This window comes from Thermosynechococcus sp. B1 (assembly GCF_030322985.1).
GTDB lineage: Bacteria > Cyanobacteriota > Cyanobacteriia > Thermosynechococcales > Thermosynechococcaceae > Thermosynechococcus.
The window spans coordinates 587,279-604,041 of the sequence record NZ_CP096573.1 but is presented as its reverse complement, the minus strand read 5'-3'; the positions used below and the strand labels follow the sequence as shown (position 1 = coordinate 604,041).

The 16,763-nt window shown below is 52.8% G+C and carries 17 protein-coding genes; 12 read left to right on the top strand and 5 right to left on the bottom strand.

The window, feature by feature from the left end; all coding sequences use genetic code 11:
• The first annotated feature begins 128 nt into the window (after positions 1–128).
• Entirely contained in the window at positions 129–2,366 is a 2,238-nt protein-coding gene (locus M0644_RS03075) for a cation-translocating P-type ATPase (protein WP_286626542.1), read from the top strand.
• Here M0644_RS03075 and M0644_RS03070 read toward each other — a convergent pair.
• From M0644_RS03070 to M0644_RS03050, 5 genes are all read right to left on the bottom strand, one after another.
• Positions 2,343–2,861: a hypothetical protein gene (locus M0644_RS03070; RefSeq protein ID WP_149818054.1), complete on the bottom strand. Its 519-nt coding sequence runs from the start codon at positions 2,859–2,861 to the stop codon at positions 2,343–2,345. The two genes, M0644_RS03075 and M0644_RS03070, sit on opposite strands and share 24 nt — an antisense overlap.
• A 110-nt stretch (positions 2,862–2,971) precedes the next feature.
• Positions 2,972–3,757: a hypothetical protein gene (locus M0644_RS03065; RefSeq protein ID WP_286626541.1), complete on the bottom strand. Its 786-nt coding sequence runs from the start codon at positions 3,755–3,757 to the stop codon at positions 2,972–2,974.
• 71 nt (positions 3,758–3,828) lie between these two features.
• A complete protein-coding gene (gene crtG / locus M0644_RS03060) occupies positions 3,829–4,611 on the bottom strand; it encodes a 2,2'-beta-hydroxylase CrtG (protein ID WP_149818050.1) in 783 nt (260 codons plus the stop codon).
• Positions 4,612–4,635: 24 nt separating this feature from the next.
• A complete protein-coding gene (locus M0644_RS03055; RefSeq protein ID WP_149818048.1) occupies positions 4,636–4,809 on the bottom strand; it encodes a hypothetical protein in 174 nt (57 codons plus the stop codon).
• Between the two features lie 3 nt (positions 4,810–4,812).
• Positions 4,813–4,995, bottom strand: a complete 183-nt coding sequence (locus M0644_RS03050; protein WP_024124949.1) for a 50S ribosomal protein L32 — start codon at positions 4,993–4,995, stop codon at positions 4,813–4,815.
• A gap of 210 nt (positions 4,996–5,205) precedes the next feature.
• Between M0644_RS03050 and M0644_RS03045 the strand changes: the two genes are divergently transcribed.
• From M0644_RS03045 to M0644_RS02995, 11 genes are all read left to right on the top strand, one after another.
• Positions 5,206–6,210 (top strand): phosphoribulokinase, encoded by a 1,005-nt coding sequence (locus M0644_RS03045; RefSeq protein ID WP_149818046.1) that lies wholly within the window; start codon positions 5,206–5,208, stop codon positions 6,208–6,210.
• Positions 6,211–6,236: 26 nt separating this feature from the next.
• The gene (locus M0644_RS03040; RefSeq protein ID WP_286626537.1) at positions 6,237–7,736 is read left to right on the top strand and encodes a DUF3352 domain-containing protein; all 1,500 of its coding nucleotides are present in this window, start codon (positions 6,237–6,239) and stop codon (positions 7,734–7,736) included.
• 102 nt (positions 7,737–7,838) lie between these two features.
• Positions 7,839–10,874: a phosphoenolpyruvate carboxylase gene (gene ppc / locus M0644_RS03035; RefSeq protein WP_286626535.1), complete on the top strand. Its 3,036-nt coding sequence runs from the start codon at positions 7,839–7,841 to the stop codon at positions 10,872–10,874.
• Positions 10,875–10,880: 6 nt separating this feature from the next.
• Positions 10,881–11,468 carry a Uma2 family endonuclease gene (locus M0644_RS03030; protein WP_149818039.1) on the top strand — a complete coding sequence of 196 codons (588 nt, stop codon included), beginning with the start codon at positions 10,881–10,883 and terminating at the stop codon, positions 11,466–11,468.
• 80 nt (positions 11,469–11,548) lie between these two features.
• Positions 11,549–12,808, top strand: a complete 1,260-nt coding sequence (gene argJ / locus M0644_RS03025) for a bifunctional glutamate N-acetyltransferase/amino-acid acetyltransferase ArgJ (RefSeq protein WP_286626534.1) — start codon at positions 11,549–11,551, stop codon at positions 12,806–12,808.
• Between the two features lie 50 nt (positions 12,809–12,858).
• Complete coding sequence (locus M0644_RS03020) at positions 12,859–13,548, top strand: response regulator transcription factor (protein WP_149818035.1); 690 nt, start codon at positions 12,859–12,861, stop codon at positions 13,546–13,548.
• On the top strand, positions 13,502–14,905 hold the full coding sequence (locus tag M0644_RS03015) for a cell wall metabolism sensor histidine kinase WalK (protein ID WP_286626532.1): 1,404 nt from the start codon (positions 13,502–13,504) through the stop codon (positions 14,903–14,905). Before M0644_RS03020 ends, M0644_RS03015 begins: the two co-directional genes overlap by 47 nt.
• A gap of 78 nt (positions 14,906–14,983) precedes the next feature.
• Positions 14,984–15,274 carry a hypothetical protein gene (locus tag M0644_RS03010; RefSeq protein WP_286626531.1) on the top strand — a complete coding sequence of 97 codons (291 nt, stop codon included), beginning with the start codon at positions 14,984–14,986 and terminating at the stop codon, positions 15,272–15,274.
• A 113-nt stretch (positions 15,275–15,387) separates the two neighbouring features.
• Entirely contained in the window at positions 15,388–16,062 is a 675-nt protein-coding gene (locus M0644_RS03005) for a Fe2+-dependent dioxygenase (protein ID WP_286626530.1), read from the top strand.
• A 51-nt stretch (positions 16,063–16,113) separates the two neighbouring features.
• Positions 16,114–16,497: a PepSY domain-containing protein gene (locus tag M0644_RS03000; RefSeq protein ID WP_286626528.1), complete on the top strand. Its 384-nt coding sequence runs from the start codon at positions 16,114–16,116 to the stop codon at positions 16,495–16,497.
• A 12-nt stretch (positions 16,498–16,509) separates the two neighbouring features.
• Positions 16,510–16,656 carry a hypothetical protein gene (locus tag M0644_RS02995; RefSeq protein ID WP_286626526.1) on the top strand — a complete coding sequence of 49 codons (147 nt, stop codon included), beginning with the start codon at positions 16,510–16,512 and terminating at the stop codon, positions 16,654–16,656.
• The last annotated feature ends 107 nt before the right edge of the window (positions 16,657–16,763 follow it).

Below are 16,763 nucleotides of genomic sequence, written 5' to 3'. Positions count from 1 at the left end.
TCTCGTGAAAACCTCACTCCTTTAGCATAGCTCGCCCTTTCCCTGACATCCCAAAGCCAACGTGCCACAATAGGCGGTGGGGACGCAGTTAGGAGATTGAACGTAGTTCTTTTTGGAGAGGGTGCGACGTGTCCCTAAGTTCAAGTGTTGATTCTCACGCCCCTGAGGTAGCCATCCTGCGGGTGAGCGGCTTGCGTTGTGCTGGCTGCGTGCGATCGCTGGAAAATCAGTTAAAAGAGCAGCCGGGCGTAGATGCTGCGGCAGTCAATCTGGTCACGGGAACCGCCGTTGTCACCTATTCCCCCGCTGAGACAACCCCCAGTGCCATTGTCGAGAGCTTAAACCAAGGCCGCTTTCAAGCCACCCTCGCAGAAGCCAATGCCCTTTTGGAACTGCCCACGGCCTCTGAGGAAACCTCTTTGCCAAGGTTAGCGATCGCCCTTGTGCTCCTTGTTCTCTCTAGTGTCGGCCACGGGATTGATCTGCTGCCGGGGCACTGGCCCATGTTAGAGGCGATGATCTGGCATTGGGGGCTAGCAACCATTGCCCTTGTCCTACCGGGGTGGGAGATTCTGCGGGAAGGAATGATAGGCCTGTTCCAACGTCGCCCGAATATGAATACGCTGGTGGCTCTTGGCGCCTTGGGGGCTTACCTCATTAGTACGGTGGCGTGGCTGTGGCCGGCCTTGGGCTGGGCGTGTTTCTTTGATGAACCGGTGATGATCCTTGGCTTTATTTTGCTGGGGCGATCGCTGGAGCAACGGGTACGTCAACAGGCACAACGGGACTTGCGATCGCTCCTTGCGCTTCAGCCACAACAGGCGCTATGGCAACCCAGTTTGACTGCTAGCGATCGCTGGCCCATTCCCGTCAGTCGTATCCAAGTCGGGGACTGGCTGTGGGTAGATGCTGGAGAACCCTTTCCTGCCGATGGCACGATTGTGACCGGGGAAACCCTGGTGGATGAATCCATGCTCACAGGGGAATCTTTACCGGTGGCCAAGGGGGTGGGGGCATCCGTTCTGGCGGGCAGTCGCAATGTTGGTGCTGCGGTCACCCTACGGGTGGAACGCTGTGGTCGTGCCTCATTTTTGGGGCAGATTCTAGACCTCGTGGTGCAGGCACAAAATCGCAAAGCACCGGTGCAGCAAATGGCGGATGTGGTGGCCGGCTATTTTGGCTATGGGGTGCTAGCCTTGGCAGCAGCAACGGCTCTGTTTTGGAGCGCGATCGCCCCCCATTTCTTCCCAGAAATGACCAATAGCACACCCCTATTGCCCTTAAAGCTAGCCTTGAGTGTTCTGGTGATTGCCTGTCCCTGTGCCCTTGGCCTTGCCACCCCGATCGCGCTGCTTGTGGGCACCAGTCACGCCGCTGCCAAAGGCTTAATTATTCGAGGCGGTGATGTTCTTGAGCACAGTCAGCAGTTGGACACGATTGTGTTTGATAAGACGGGCACACTGACGACCGGTGAACTGGCAGTGGCCGAGATCAACCTCTATGGTCATTACTTTTCAGAGGAAGTGCTGTATCTGCTAGCCAGTTTAGAGCGCGAGAGTCGCCATCCCCTTGCAGTGGCGATTCAGAAGGCGTGGGCTGCGACCGGCCAGACAACAGAGCTAGCAACGGTGACAGAGGTGGAAACTGCCCTCGGACTGGGGATCAGCGGTTGGATTGAGGGGCATTACTATCAGGCAGGTCGCCTCAGTTGGCTGCGTGATCAGGGGGTTGACTGTCCTTCCCTAGAAGTGGAAACCCATGTGGCCTTGGCCTGCGATCGCCAGTTGATTGCCGTTGTGACCTTTCGCGATCGCCTGCGCCCAGAGGCAGTGAGCACCGTTCAAGCCCTGCAAGCCCAAGGCTATGCGATCCATGTCCTGACGGGAGACACGGCCAAAGCCGCACAGCAACTCCTAGAACCTCTTGGCCTACCGCCAACGCATCTGCACACCGATCTTCAGCCGCAACAAAAGCTCGCCCTCATTGAAGGTTGGCAAGCCCAAGGCAAAACCGTGGCCATGGTCGGGGATGGCATGAATGATGCGCCAGCTCTAACGGCAGCTCAGGTGGGGATTAGCCTTGGTACGGGTACAGAGGTGGCCATTGAAGCAGCGGATATTATCCTCACCCGCAATCATCTAGAGGATGTGCTCGCTGTGCTGAGCCTTAGCCGCGCCACCTTCCGCAAAATTCAGCAGAATCTTCTTTGGGCAGTGGCCTACAATATCGTCGGTTTACCCCTTGCAGCCGGTGTTGGATTACCCCTATGGGGCCTCAGTCTCACCCCCGGAATTGCTGCCGCTTGTATGGCCGTGAGTTCGATTGCCGTTGTCCTGAATTCCCTAAGCCTCAGTCGAGCAAACTAGCTCGCGAATCTGTTGGGCATTGGCGCGGGTCAGCCGTTTCTTGTGGGGCAGGACAACCACCGCTGGCCCCCGTTTGCATTCCCCCATACAGCCCGTCGCCTTCAGGGCAATGGGGAGCTGTTGTGCCTCTAGCTCTTGCCACAGTTCCTTGGCACCCCGCCGACAGCAGGAGGATTTTTGACAAATGAGCACCTTACAGGGCTGAGAACGCTTTGCCGCTGAGGGTTGAGCCGTTGCTAAAAATTCTAAATGACTGGCCTTGTATTGCTTGACCCAGCCATCGTACTTATCGCTGATCGTTCCTTCTAGCCGCAGGCGATCGCCCACCGTGGGAACTTGCTGTAACTCACGGCGCAGGGACTTTTCTAGCTTAATCCAGACCGTTCCTGTGGCGGTTTTTAGAATCACGACTTTGGGTCGCCCCTTCTTATAAAAGACTTCTTCGACAGTGCCCTCAAGGCAAAATGTCGGCAAATCAATAACACCCAGACCCATGAATGTCAGACCTTGTTAGAAATTTTTCTCAACAAATTGAGTCTAGCATACAAGGGACGGTCTTGGGGGCATCCCAGATCGTTGTGAGATTCATCTGTGGAAAAATAATCTTAGCTGGAGAGAATCCGCTCCCACTCTGCCAGTAGGTTATCAATACTAGCGTCCGTCGGGTTACTCTCAAGGTGGGTGCCCACTTCCTCAACGCTATTGGGAAAGAGTTCTTCGAGAGTGGGTTGAACGGTGGGGGATTCCTCTGAAGCGAGATCGGGCATTAAGTAAATTTGGCGAATATCCGGCGGCAGATACTCCGCGATGCGTACTAGCCCCTCTTCTAAATGCTGGTTGAGTTCCTCAAGGCTGTAGGTTTCTCCTTGAACTTCTAGGTAGGCACGCAGGCGCTCAAGGCTCCAGTGAAAGGTCTGGGTGGTCACCACCACCAAGCGGCTAAGGGGATTGAGGTAGGCAAGGCTGGCTTCCAAGTAACACCAGAGCGGAGGTGGCGCATCCTGCAGGACATAGGTAATGTGCTCAATGCCGGGGAGTTCCTCTTGAATCAGGGTAGCGGTGCGGTTGACAATCCAATTGCGCAGGGAGCGAGCTTCCTCGTCACCCACTTTCACGCCCTCAGGGGTAAACTCCACAAGGTCAAAGCTGAAAAATAACCCGTGCCACACCTTGGCAAAAAGATAGTCCACCTGTACTGGCGATCGCCCGTGGTGTTGCAGCACACTATAGACAAGAGCGGCATAGCGACAATAAAGGGCAACAAAGTAGCAGCCGCGATCGCGCTCATCTTGAAAGGCCTTGATCAACTCCTCATCGGAAAGGGTGAGTAGCGGTTGGATCAGCGGATGTTGCCGCTCCGCCATCATCGGAAAGGAAAGTGCCTTGACCATCTCACTGCCACTGAACCAGACAAACCGTCCTACGCCTTCGCCGATTGGCCTATGCAGAATTCATCGTTGCCTTAGCCTTGGGTGCGATCGCGAAACAGGGGCAGGTAATCGCGGCTCTCTGTTCCCAGCCACCGATCCCAAAAGGTGAAATAGAGGCCATAGTTACAGCGAAATTGACTGTGGTGCAAACTGTGGTGGGTGGCGCCAATCAACCACTGCCCCAACCAATGCTCGGCAAAGCCACGGGGATAAATCTCTAAATTCAAATGGTTAATCACACTGGAGACCGTCATCAGGCTGAGCTGAATCACGATCGCGTAGGGGTGCAGCGGCACAAGCACAATAATCAGCGGCAGGAAAATGGCCTGTAGGAACGCTTCCCACGGGTGAAATGAAAAGGCCGTCCAAGGCGAGGCCACAATGCTATGGTGATGCACCCGATGGACACGGCGATAAATTTTCGGTTGGTGCATCCAGCGATGGAGCCAATAGTAATAGGTTTCGTGAAGCAGCAGCACAAGGCCAATACTCAAGGGAAAGTAAATGTAGTCCCAAAGGGAATTTAACTCTAGATAAACGGCTGTCCAGCCCCGCTGCCACATCACTGCGGCGATCGCCCCCGCCAACGCAAAAATAGCCGCTGTCACCAACGACCAGCCAAACTCCTGCCAAAACTGCCCCCGCTGGTAGGGGCGCAAATTGACCCGCCGTTTCCTCAGGGGCGTCCAGCGAGCCACCACATATACAAGCGAAAAAAAGCCGGCCACCAGCACGAGGCGGCTGACCACCATCAAAAACATGACCCCAACCATAATGCCAAAGAGGCGGGGGTCACTGAGGTTGTAGGGAATCATGCAAACAAGTGCTAAATGCGTCCCCTAGACCCAGCCCAACCAGTGGAGCAAGCCCTCTCCTGTCCAATATTCCCATAACAAAAGCGCCACAAGACCGACCATAGCAGCACGACCATTGATCCGCTCAGCAAAAGTATTAAAGCCGTACTTGGGGGTTTCCAGTTTTGGGGTGCGGCTTGGCTCCGTGGGAGTGGCCATGGATTACTCCTGCTCGTCTTCGTTTTCTTCTTCAGCTTCAGGGAAGTAGAAGCCTTGGGCGCGCTCGGTCAAAATAGACTTGCCAATGGAAAGGGCACGTTGCGCTTGAAGGGCAGCTTGGCGCTTCCAGACCGCACGGCGCATACTGCGCTTGGACTTCGAGGTTTTTTTCTTGGGGCAGGCCATGATGATCCCTAGGACTAACTTTCGCAATCTACTAGTATATCCCAAACGCTTCCCTAGGGCAACCACCAATCCCCCCTATGGAGGGCAATGTTCCTCTTTTTGCCCAAAAAACTATCACAGAGGGACACCACCCTTGTAATATCAGTAAGGGAATACTGAACCACCCCATCAGGGGATGTCCACTTCTACGAGCAAAGGGAATCGTCAGCTATGAGCAGTAAGCCAGACCGTGTGGTTCTCATCGGCGTTGCTGGAGACTCCGGCTGTGGTAAATCAACGTTTTTGCGCCGACTGGCCGATCTGTTTGGCGAAGAGTTTATGACTGTGATTTGCTTGGATGACTATCACAGTCTGGATCGCAAGCAGCGGAAAGAAACGGGGATTACAGCTCTTGATCCCCGCGCCAACAACTTTGATCTGATGTATGAGCAGATCAAGGCTCTCAAAAATGGCGAATCAATCATGAAACCCATCTACAACCACGAAACGGGGACGATTGATCCGCCAGAGAGGGTTGATCCCAACCACGTGATTGTGATTGAAGGGCTGCATCCCCTTTACGATGAACGGGTGCGATCGCTGATTGACTTTAGTGTCTATCTCGACATCAGCGACGATGTAAAAATTGCTTGGAAGATCAAGCGCGACATGGCCGAGCGGGGTCACAGCTACGAAGACGTGATTGCCTCGATCAATGCCCGTCGCCCCGACTTCATGGCCTATATCGATCCCCAAAAGCAGTACGCTGACGTGGTCTTGCAAATTCTGCCGACCCAGTTGGTCAAAGAGGAAAAAGTCGGCAATATCCTGCGGGTACGGATGCTGCAACGGGAAGGCATCCCTGGCTTTGAGCCAGTCTATCTTTTTGATGAAGGCTCCACGATTACTTGGATTCCCTGCGGTCGTAAGCTCACCTGCTCTTATCCGGGCATCCGCCTCAGCTATGGCCCCGATGAATACTATGGTCACCCCGTTTCGGTGTTAGAAGTGGACGGTCGCTTTGAAAAACTCGATGAACTGATCTACATCGAAAGTCACCTGAGCAATACCTCCACCAAGCACTATGGTGAAATGACGGAACTGCTGCTGAAGCACCGTGACTATCCAGGTTCCGATAATGGTTCGGGTCTGTTCCAAGTGCTGACGGGGCTGAAAATGCGGGCGACCTATGAGCGCTTGACCTCGCGGGATGTGGCCACTGTCACCAACCGCTAATTTGGCCTGCCACATTGAGGGCACTGATGCAACCGCACCATCGATCGCTATGGTCATCGTTTTTGGTCTTTATCCTCTGCTGGTGGGTTCTAACCTGTGGCCAGCCAGCCTTCGCTGCCGATAGCGATGACCTGATCTTTGTCCCCCGCCAAGCCCAGAGTGTCCTCAAGCTCAATCAACGTCCCAGTAGCGATCCGCTGCGCTTTTTTTGGGAGCGTTTTTGGACATCCCAACTGGCTGATTGGGGCTGGTCGTGGTCTGAGGTCAGTACTTGGGTAGGAGAGGGGGTGACGGTTGCCCAGTTCCCCTGTTCTGAAGTGTGTCCATCCCCGCGGCAGTTGTGGATTCTGCCCCTGAAGCGCCCAGACGCAGCAACGGCTTTCTTAGAGACCTACTGGCAGAGCCATCCTTTTGAGGCGCAAGTCTATCAAAATATCCCCCTCCAAGTGGGTAAGGACTTGGTGACGGCACGGCTGGGCGATCGCCTGCTCCTCGCTGCCGATGTGGAGACCATGATCGCTAGCTTGGGGTCAGCGGTGACTGGGGATGGCAATCTGGCGGGTTTGAGCTTTTATCAAGCGGCGCGACCTCAATTAGACACTCAACCTACGGCCCTCTACTATGTCAACCTGCAATCCCTAAGTCGTGAGGATCGCGAACTGGCACCCACCTACGATCGCCTGCTGTTGGCTGTGAAGGCGCAAAACAACGAGCTGCATCTGGAAACGCTGCTGCACCGCACCAGTGATCCGACATTGGCGGCTGATCCCCTTGACCTTGAGTTCCTCCGTGCCCAAGAACCGATGCCGACGGTGGTGGTTGCGGGTTCCCACTTGCCAGAGGGCTATAGCCAACTCACCAAGGCTTTGGCAGACTACCGCTTTGGCAGAACGCCCCAAGGGGATGAGATTGCCAGCCAACTGCTGCGGGATTTGACGGCAGAGATACCGCTGGACGTGACGAGGCAAATTTTTCCCTTGGCCAGCGATCGCTTTAGCCTTGCCCTTTGGCGCCAAGGCGATGAACAGTGGCAATGGTGGTGGCAGACGCGCAATACCCCAGAGGCGGCAACTGTGCTGCAACAATTGGATGATCTTGCCCGGGCCAATGGCTATGAGGTGAATCGCTTGGTCTTGAATAAAGAACCCGTCACTGCTTGGGTGAAATTAATTCTTGACCCGCAGACCAGTGAAGGCTTGGTCTCTGATGTGGCCGCGGCCTATGAGCAACGGGGCGATCGCCTGATCTTGGCATCCTCCCTATCGGTACTGTCCCCTAGCCAGCATAAAAACGTGTCTTGGCTGCCGGAGAACCTCCTGCGACAGCGGCAAGGGATTCGTGGGCTGGTCTATGCCCGTTGGCCACAGCTATTTGCTCCCTTGAGCCAGCGTTGGCCGCTACTTCAGTATCTCAATGGCATTAGTGCTGGTTGGTTGGAACGTCTACAAAGCATGACTTTGGTGAATTATGGCGTGCGCGATCGCTTGCAACACCTAGAACTGATTCTCAGCAGCAAAAAAGATTAGAACTGTTAATAAATCCTTAATACGCCTGTTATCAATTGTTGTACTGCCCTAGCTCAGGATTGGGTAAAGTAGGGAGTATTATGTTTGCAGACTGGGGTAAATATGACATCAGTCCTCGATGCGACCAATCGCGATCGCTTGATTGAAAGTGAAAGTTTAGCAGCTCGCACCCTACAGGCACGTTTGCGACTGGTGGAAGAGGTCTTGGTAGATGTCTTGGCGGCAGAATCGGGTCAGGAATTAGTTGATCTACTGCGGCGCTTGGGTGCTCTCTCTTCGCCAGAAGGCCATGCGCTCCATGCCCCAGAAGGGGAACTGCTGAAGGTCATTGAATCCCTCGAACTCAATCAAGCGATCAGAGCAGCGCGTGCTTTTAACCTCTACTTTCAAATTATCAACATTGTCGAGCAGCACTACGAGCAACAATACAATCGCGAACGAGCTGCCCAAGAGGGACTGTGCCGCCGCAGTGTCATGAGTGAACCGATTTCCGGTGTCAGTGGTGAAGGCTTTCCCTTGCCCCATCATGCTGCCAATGCAACGGATGTGCGCAGTGGACCGAGTGAACGCCTAGAGCATAGTCTCTACGAAGCCATTCCCGCCACTCAGCAGTATGGTTCCTTTGCTTGGCTTTTTCCGCGGCTGCATACACTGAATGTACCGCCGCGCCATATTCAAAAGCTGCTGGATCAACTCGACATTAAGCTGGTTTTCACCGCTCACCCGACGGAAATTGTGCGGCAAACGATTCGCGATAAGCAGCGGCGGGTTGCCCGCTTACTGGAGCAACTGGATGTGCTAGAGGGGGCTTCTCCGCACCTGACGGACTGGAATGCCCAAACCCTGCGGGCACAACTAATGGAAGAAATTCGCCTCTGGTGGCGCACCGATGAACTGCACCAATTTAAGCCCGAAGTGCTCGATGAGGTGGAATACACGCTCCACTACTTCAAAGAGGTCATTTTTGCCGTCATTCCCAAGCTCTATCGCCGCCTTGAGCAATCGCTCCATGAAACATTTCCCTATTTGCAGCCCCCGCGGCACAATTTCTGTCGCTTTGGCTCCTGGGTGGGGGGCGATCGCGATGGCAATCCCTACGTGACACCGGAAGTGACGTGGCAAACCGCCTGCTATCAGCGCAACTTAGTTCTTGAGGAGTACATTAAATCCGTTGAGCGGTTGATTAATCTGCTGAGCTTGTCCCTGCACTGGTGTGATGTGCTGCCGGATTTACTGGATTCCCTTGAGCAGGATCAACGGCAACTCCCTAGCGTCTATGACCAGTATGCGGTGCGCTATCGGCAGGAACCCTACCGTCTGAAACTCACCTATGTGCTCAAACGGCTGCAAAATACCCGCGATCGCAACCGAGCGCTGCAAACCTACTGCATTCGCCGCAATGATGCGGAAGAGCTAAATAATGGACAGTTTTACCGCCACGGTCAAGAATTCTTGGCAGAGCTGCTGCTGATTCAGCGTAACCTGAAGGAAACGGGACTGGCCTGCCGCGAACTGGATGATTTGATTTGCCAAGTGGAGGTTTTTGGCTTTAATTTGGCAGCCTTGGATATTCGCCAAGAAAGCACCTGTCACGCTGAGGCGCTTAATGAAATTACCGCCTATTTGGGCATTCTCCCCTGTCCCTATACGGAATTGTCGGAAACGGAGCGCACTCGCTGGCTCCTCAGTGAACTTTCCACCCGTCGCCCCTTGATTCCGGGGGAACTCCCCTTTAGCGATCGCACCAATGAAATCATTGAAACGTTCCGTATGGTGCGACAACTCCAACAAGAGTTTGGCACGGATTTGTGCAATACCTACATCATCAGCATGAGCCACGAGGTCAGTGATCTCTTGGAGGTGCTGCTCTTTGCCAAGGAGGCTGGACTGTTTGATCCCGCCACAGGCACCAGTACCCTACAGGCGATTCCCCTCTTTGAGACGGTTGAAGACCTCAAACACGCCCCCGCAGTGCTGACGGAACTCTTTTCTTTGCCCTTTTGCCATAGCTATTTGGGCAGCCACAGTACCCCCTTTCTGCAAGAGGTGATGCTGGGCTATTCCGACAGCAACAAAGATTCGGGCTTCCTCAGTAGCAACTGGGAAATTTATAAGGCACAACAACGGCTCCAAAAAATTGCGGAAAACTTTGGCTTTCAACTGCGGATTTTCCACGGCCGGGGTGGCTCTGTGGGACGGGGGGGTGGGCCTGCCTACGCAGCCATTTTGGCACAGCCAGAGCAAACGATCAAAGGACGAATCAAGATTACTGAGCAGGGCGAGGTGTTGGCCTCTAAATACTCATTGCCGGAATTGGCGCTCTTTAACCTCGAAACAGTGGCCACAGCCGTGATTCAGGCGAGTTTGCTGCGCAGTAGTATTGATGAAATTGAGCCTTGGCACGAGATTATGGAGGAGCTGGCCACGCGATCGCGCCAATGCTATCGCCATCTCATCTATGAGCAGCCAGAATTCATTGAATTCTTTAACGAAGTTACTCCGATTCAAGAAATTAGCCAACTGCAAATTAGCTCCCGACCCACGCGGCGGGGAGGTAAGAAAACCCTTGAGAGTTTGCGGGCAATTCCTTGGGTCTTTAGTTGGACGCAAACCCGTTTCCTGCTGCCGGCTTGGTATGGTGTGGGCACTGCCCTGAAGGAATTCCTTGAGGAAAAACCCGCTGAGCATCTCTCCCTGTTGCGCTACTTTTACTACAAATGGCCCTTCTTCCGCATGGTGATCTCCAAAGTTGAGATGACCCTTGCCAAAGTGGATCTAGAGATTGCCCGCTACTATGTCCAAGAACTCAGCCAACCCCAAAACCGTGAAGCCTTTTTCCGCCTCTACGATCAGATTGCTCAGGAACATCGCCTGACCACGGAACTGGTGCTCACGATTACTGGCCATGAGCGGCTACTCGATGGGGATCCGGCGCTCCAGCGATCGGTGCAACTGCGCAATCGCACCATTGTTCCCTTGGGGTTCCTGCAAGTATCTCTCCTGAAACGGCTACGCCAGCACAACAGCCAAACCACCTCTGGGGCGATTCTCCGCTCCCGCTATGGCCGGGGTGAGTTGCTGCGGGGCGCTCTCTTGACGATCAATGGTGTGGCGGCAGGTATGCGCAATACGGGCTAAACAATCATGAACCCGACGACCCGCACATTAACACCATCCCCGCTGCACTTCCGCATTGAGGACTATCACCGTTTAGCTGAACTCGGCTTTTTGGGCGAGGATGATCCCATCGAATTAGTGCGGGGGGAACTGATTAAGATGGCGGCTAAGGGGACAGCCCACGAAACCTGTATCACCCGACTCCTGCGGGTCTTAATGCCAATGGTGGGTGAGCGGGCAACCCTACGCTGTCAATCGCCGATTGTAATTGCAGATCACAGTGAACCTGAGCCAGACATTACCCTTGTCGACAATCGGGAGGATGATTACGCCACGGCGCATCCGACAGCAGCGGCAGTGCAATTGCTAATTGAGGTGGCGGACTCTTCCCTAGAGTACGATCGCACTGTGAAATTGATGCTCTATGCTGAGGCAGGGATTCCCCACTACTGGCTTTTTAACTTGGTGGATCGCACTCTCGAAGCCTATAGTGAACCAGCGCAAATTACACCGACAACCTTTGGGTATTTGAATCGGCGAATTGTGCCCGCGACGGGAGCGATCGCTCTGCCGATCACTGAACAACAGCTCCCCTTGAGTCGTATTTTCCCCTAGACTTCTGCAAAAACCTTAACAGTCGCTGTTTTGGGAAAGACCCTTGATATAATCGCAACGATTCTCTTATTGACGACGCTATGAGCCACTGGCAACGGATTACGGGTGGTGTGACTGCCGCCAAAGGCTATCGAGCTGCGGGCATTGCGGCAGGACTCAAAGCTTCAGGGGCACTGGATTTGGCCTTGATTGTTTCCGATGTGCCGGCGATCGCCGCTGGGGTATTTACGACGAACCACATGTGTGCGGCACCTGTCACCTACTGTCGTCAGCGGTTACAAACGAAGGGAGCGGCGCAGGCGATTTTGTGTAATTCGGGTCAGGCCAATGCGGCTACGGGAGAACAGGGCTGGCAGGCGGTTTTAGCCCAAGCGGATATGGTGGCAACGGCCTTGGGGGTGAGTCCAGAGATGGTGCTCGTGGCTTCGACGGGGGTCATTGGTCAACCCATTCCCCTTGAAAAGATGCGCCAAGCGCTGCCAACGCTAACGGCAAACTTGAGTGATGGCGGTGGAGAGGCGGCTGCCCGAGCCATTCTAACCACAGACTTGGTGCCCAAGCAAATTGCCCTCGAAGCCGAGTGGGAGGGGCAGCCCATTCGCATTGGTGGCATGGCCAAGGGGTCAGGGATGATTCACCCGAATATGGCAACGATGCTGGCCTTTATTACCTGCGATGCTGCTGTGTCGCCCCATCTGTGGCAGGAGATGCTCCAACGCGCCTGCGATCGCTCCTTCAATCAAATTACCGTTGATGGTGATACCAGCACCAATGACAGTGTGATTGCTTTGGCCAATGGACAATCGCGTACCCCTGCGATTACGGAGCCGGGCGCAGCGGCCAGCCGCCTTGAGGAAATGTTAACGGCGGTCTGTGTCCATTTAGCGAAGGCGATCGCCCGTGATGGCGAGGGGGCGACCTGTCTCATTGAAGTTCAGGTGAGTGGTGCTAGTGATGATGCCGCTGCCCGTCAAGTGGCCAGAACCATTGCGGGTTCAATGCTCGTCAAATCAGCCATCTATGGACGGGATCCCAACTGGGGACGCATTGCCGCCGCTGCTGGCCGCGCTGGGGTGCCCTTTGATGCCAGTAATCTGGCCATTTCCCTTGGGGGGATTGCCATGATGCGCCACGGTCAACCCTTACCCTTCGATCGCGCCGCTGCCAATGCCTACTTAGTCAATCAAGCCGCCGCTAGTAGCGATCCCAGTGGCCAGCAGTCCCTCGACCATCCGGTGGTGATTGAAGTCAGTATTGGTCATGGCAGTGGTCGAGGTGTCGCTTGGGGCTGTGATCTCAGCTATGATTACGTTAAAATTAATGCCGAGTACACCACCTAGTCCTACAGCTGGGCAACGAACACAGGGGTGTCCCCACGCCGCCGGCCTTAATGAAAATTTTAATTGTTGAAGACGATCAAACCATCGCCAACTTGATTGCCGAATCCCTGGCCCATCAGCGCTACACCCCTGAAGTGGTACATGATGCCGAATCAGCTCTTGAGTATTTAGAGGCCACTGCCTTTGACCTACTGATTTTAGATCTAGGCTTACCGCGCATGGACGGCCTAAGACTGTGCCAAATCCTTCGCCAGAGAGCCTACCAGCTGCCTATTTTGATCCTAACGGCTCGAGACACCAGTACTGACAAAGTCATGGGTCTTGATGCCGGCGCCGATGACTACCTAGTCAAGCCCTTTGATCTGGCCGAACTGTTGGCTAGGGTGCGTGCCCTACTGAGGCGTCAGTCGCTACCATTTTCCTCTGTCCTTAGGTGGGGCGCCCTCACCCTATATCTAGACAAAGCCAAAGTCACCTATAACAACCAAGAGCTCCAGCTGACCCCCAAAGAGTATGCCATTTTGGAGGTGTTGTTGCGTAACGGCAGTCGCATCCTTAGCCGCTCAGCAATTATCGATCATGCGTGGTCATTGGAGGAAGTGCCAGGGGAAGAAGCCGTTAAAGTACACTTAAAGAGACTGCGGCACAAACTGAACGCAGGCGGGGCTCCTCCTAATTTTATTGAAACTGTCTATGGTTTTGGCTATCGGCTTAATCCCAACTTTGAATCGCCGAGTTAGCAATCTGCGGCATCGCCTATTTTTTATATACTTTTTGGTGATTACTGGAATTTTATCTATCTCTTCATTCTCAATTTACTCTCTGATTGTTTATCACCGCTACAATCAACTCGACGATCATCTAAAAGAAGTAGGCACCCAGTCTGCAAGTATCTTAGAAATCCTGCAGCACGAGTATGAAGAGTTAAAGAAAGAACCAAAATACAAAGGGTATGTTCCTAAAAATGTTTCAGGAGACTTGCAACCAATTACAGTTTCTCAATTAATGGGCAAGTATTATTTTGAGTCTGTCTATGAAGTCATGACAAACTTCCCCAGTCATTTTTCTCAGAGTGTTCAATGGTATGACAAGGATAGGAAATTAATTGTTTATGAAGGCAGAAGGATGGATCAAGTGAGTATACCCAATCATCTTTCTGACGCTGGAACAATTGTCAAAGAAGATCAATATCGCTATTTCTTTCTGCCGGTATATGCCAGAGCAAACAAAATGGAGCCTCATCGCCAAGCCATTGGCTATGTCTGTGTCATAGAATCAACCACTGAGTTAGATCGGGAGCTAGAATACTTAAAATCTATCTTTCTATTGAATATCCTCGGCATTAGTATGATTACGCTTTTGGCAGCATTTTGGTTAACTAATCAAAGTCTTCAACCGATTCTCATTTCACTCAATCAATTAAAACAATTCACTGCAGATGCCTCCCATCAATTGCGACATCCCCTAACGGCAATTCAATCTTCGATTTCCTTGCTAGAGCAATACTCCAAGAATCTTGAACCATCCCAATCAAATAAATTCAAAGTAATTTTATCCGCCTGTTACCAGATGAATACCTTGATCAATCAGCTATTGCTCCTAGCGCGTATGGATCATCATAAACTTGATCAGAGTCAATGGGTCAATGTTGACTTGGATGAGCTATTGGAGTCACTCGTTGAGCTACAGTACGATCGCGCTAAGAAAAAACAGATTCATCTGACTTATCACTGTGATACCAATGTCTATGTCTATGGCAATCCTGAACAAATTTACGAGATTTTTAGCAATCTTTTGGATAATGCGCTTCACTATACCCCTAGCCATGGGGCTGTAACCATTAACCTCAAAAAAAGGGGGGCGTTTGCGATTGTTGAGGTTCAGGATACTGGCATCGGTATTCCTCCCGAAGACATCTGCCGAGTGTTTAATCGCTTTTGGCGTTCTCAGGAGGCACAGTTGTACCATGCCCAAGGCTCAGGGCTAGGTTTAGCAGTGGTGAAGGCGCTTGTTGAGCACTATGGGGGCACGGTAGATGTCCAGAGTCAGCGGCATCAGGGAACCACCTTTACAGTCAAGCTCCCCGCCCGCTCCTAAGTACAGCAACCTTCCCTAGATTGTTACTTTTCTTGAGCACAATCATGGGGTAAAAGCCCATTGAACAAGGAGCAACCTATGAATAGTTACGGTTCAAAAGCCCTCTGCCTATTTGTCTCCCTAGGCTTGGCAAGCACAATGGTGAGTTGCAGCAATCTCAGTGCCGGTGGTGAAGAGGGAGGGGTGTCCTATGAGTTCCCAGCGCCGGCTGCCAGTGCTTCTGCTGTCGCTGCTACCAAAAACCGGACTGTTGGATCGAGCATTTACCTGATGGCGGAACGGGGCGAACGGGGCGAATGGGGCGAAGGCGAGGAAGGTGAAGGGGGTCGTTATCGACGCCGACGCTGGTGGCCCTATTCCCATTCGTAAAGTTAAAGCAGGAAGAAGGAATCTACAGCCTTCAGGCCGGGGAGGAGGTCAACCTTGTTTTTCCTCCCCCCAAGTTGCTGTCTTTATGGGTCAGCCCCTAGGAAAGCGAGCCAATGCTACTGCAAATCCATCAAGTCTTAACCTCTGAAGAACTGCATCGCCTAAATGCCATCCTTGAGGCAGGGGTCTTTGTAGATGGCAAATTGACTGCTGGCATCTATGCAAAAACTGTTAAAGACAATCAACAATTGGCGCAAGACAGTGAGGCGTATGCGCTGGCTTCAGAAATCGTGCTTGCAGCCTTAACAAGAAATCATCTCTTCCAAGCCTATGTACAACCTAAGGTCATCCGTCCCATCCTTTTTAGCCGCTACGAACCCGGCATGGTCTATGGCAGCCACATGGATAATGCCCTAATGGGTAGCGGTGAGCAGTTGAGTCGCTCTGATGTGTCCCTCACCCTCTTTCTGAGTGATCCTTGTACCTATGAAGGGGGAACCTTGGTTCTCGATACCAGTTTGGGCGAACAGTCCTTTAGGTTGCCTGCGGGCTCAATGATTGCGTATCCAGCCATCTTTTTGCATCGAGTGGAACCAGTGAGTCAGGGTGTTCGCCTTGCGGCAGTCACATGGGTGCAAAGTTTAATTCGCGATCCCTTGGAGCGAGAACTCCTGTTTGAACTAGATACTGTTCGCCGCAGCATTTTTGAAAAACAGGGGAAAACCATTGAGTTTGACCTGCTCTGCAAGGTGCACGCCAATTTACTGCGCAAATGGGCGGATATTTAAGCCAAGGTATTCCTTTCAGGAATCTACTGAGTTGAATGGAGACGGGCGAGAATGAAAGTACGTCAACTGCATCGTCAAGTCGCGATCGCGCTGTGGCTGCCCTTGGGGTTAACGATGTGTAGCGGATTGGCCTATCGGTTGGGTCGCAGTTGGTTAGGACTATCCAAAGACTTTGGCAAATTGATGATGACAATCCATACGGGCGCCTTTTTGGGGGAGTCCTTCAGTTTGCTCTATGTGCTCTGCTTGGGGTTAGGTGTGGCCGTACTGACCGTCAGTGGTTTTAGGTTAATCAATCCCAGACGACTCAAGCAGTACCACCGGCTGGCTCAGCCAAGTAGCACCCTGAGACTCATCCATCAGTATGGAGCTACTGTTGTCTTGCTGCCGCTTTTGGTGAGTGCCATCACAGGCGTTGCTTACCACCTGAGTTAACAGTGGCTGCATTTGCCAAAACAGCAGCTGGCTGTCTTACTCCAGATCCATGAAGGAGCCTATTTGGGGGTCGTCTTCAAGCCTATCTACATCTTGGCGCTCAGTGGCGTCTTGCTCCTGATGTTTTTAACGGGTTGGCAAATGCTCGGTCAGCGATAAAGACCTTAAGCAGGCAGTTTTGCCTTGTTTTCTAAAATTAGGTTGCCAATTGAGATAAATTTGCAATAATAAGTAGGGGCACATGACAGCGTTCACGGGCTCCCCAA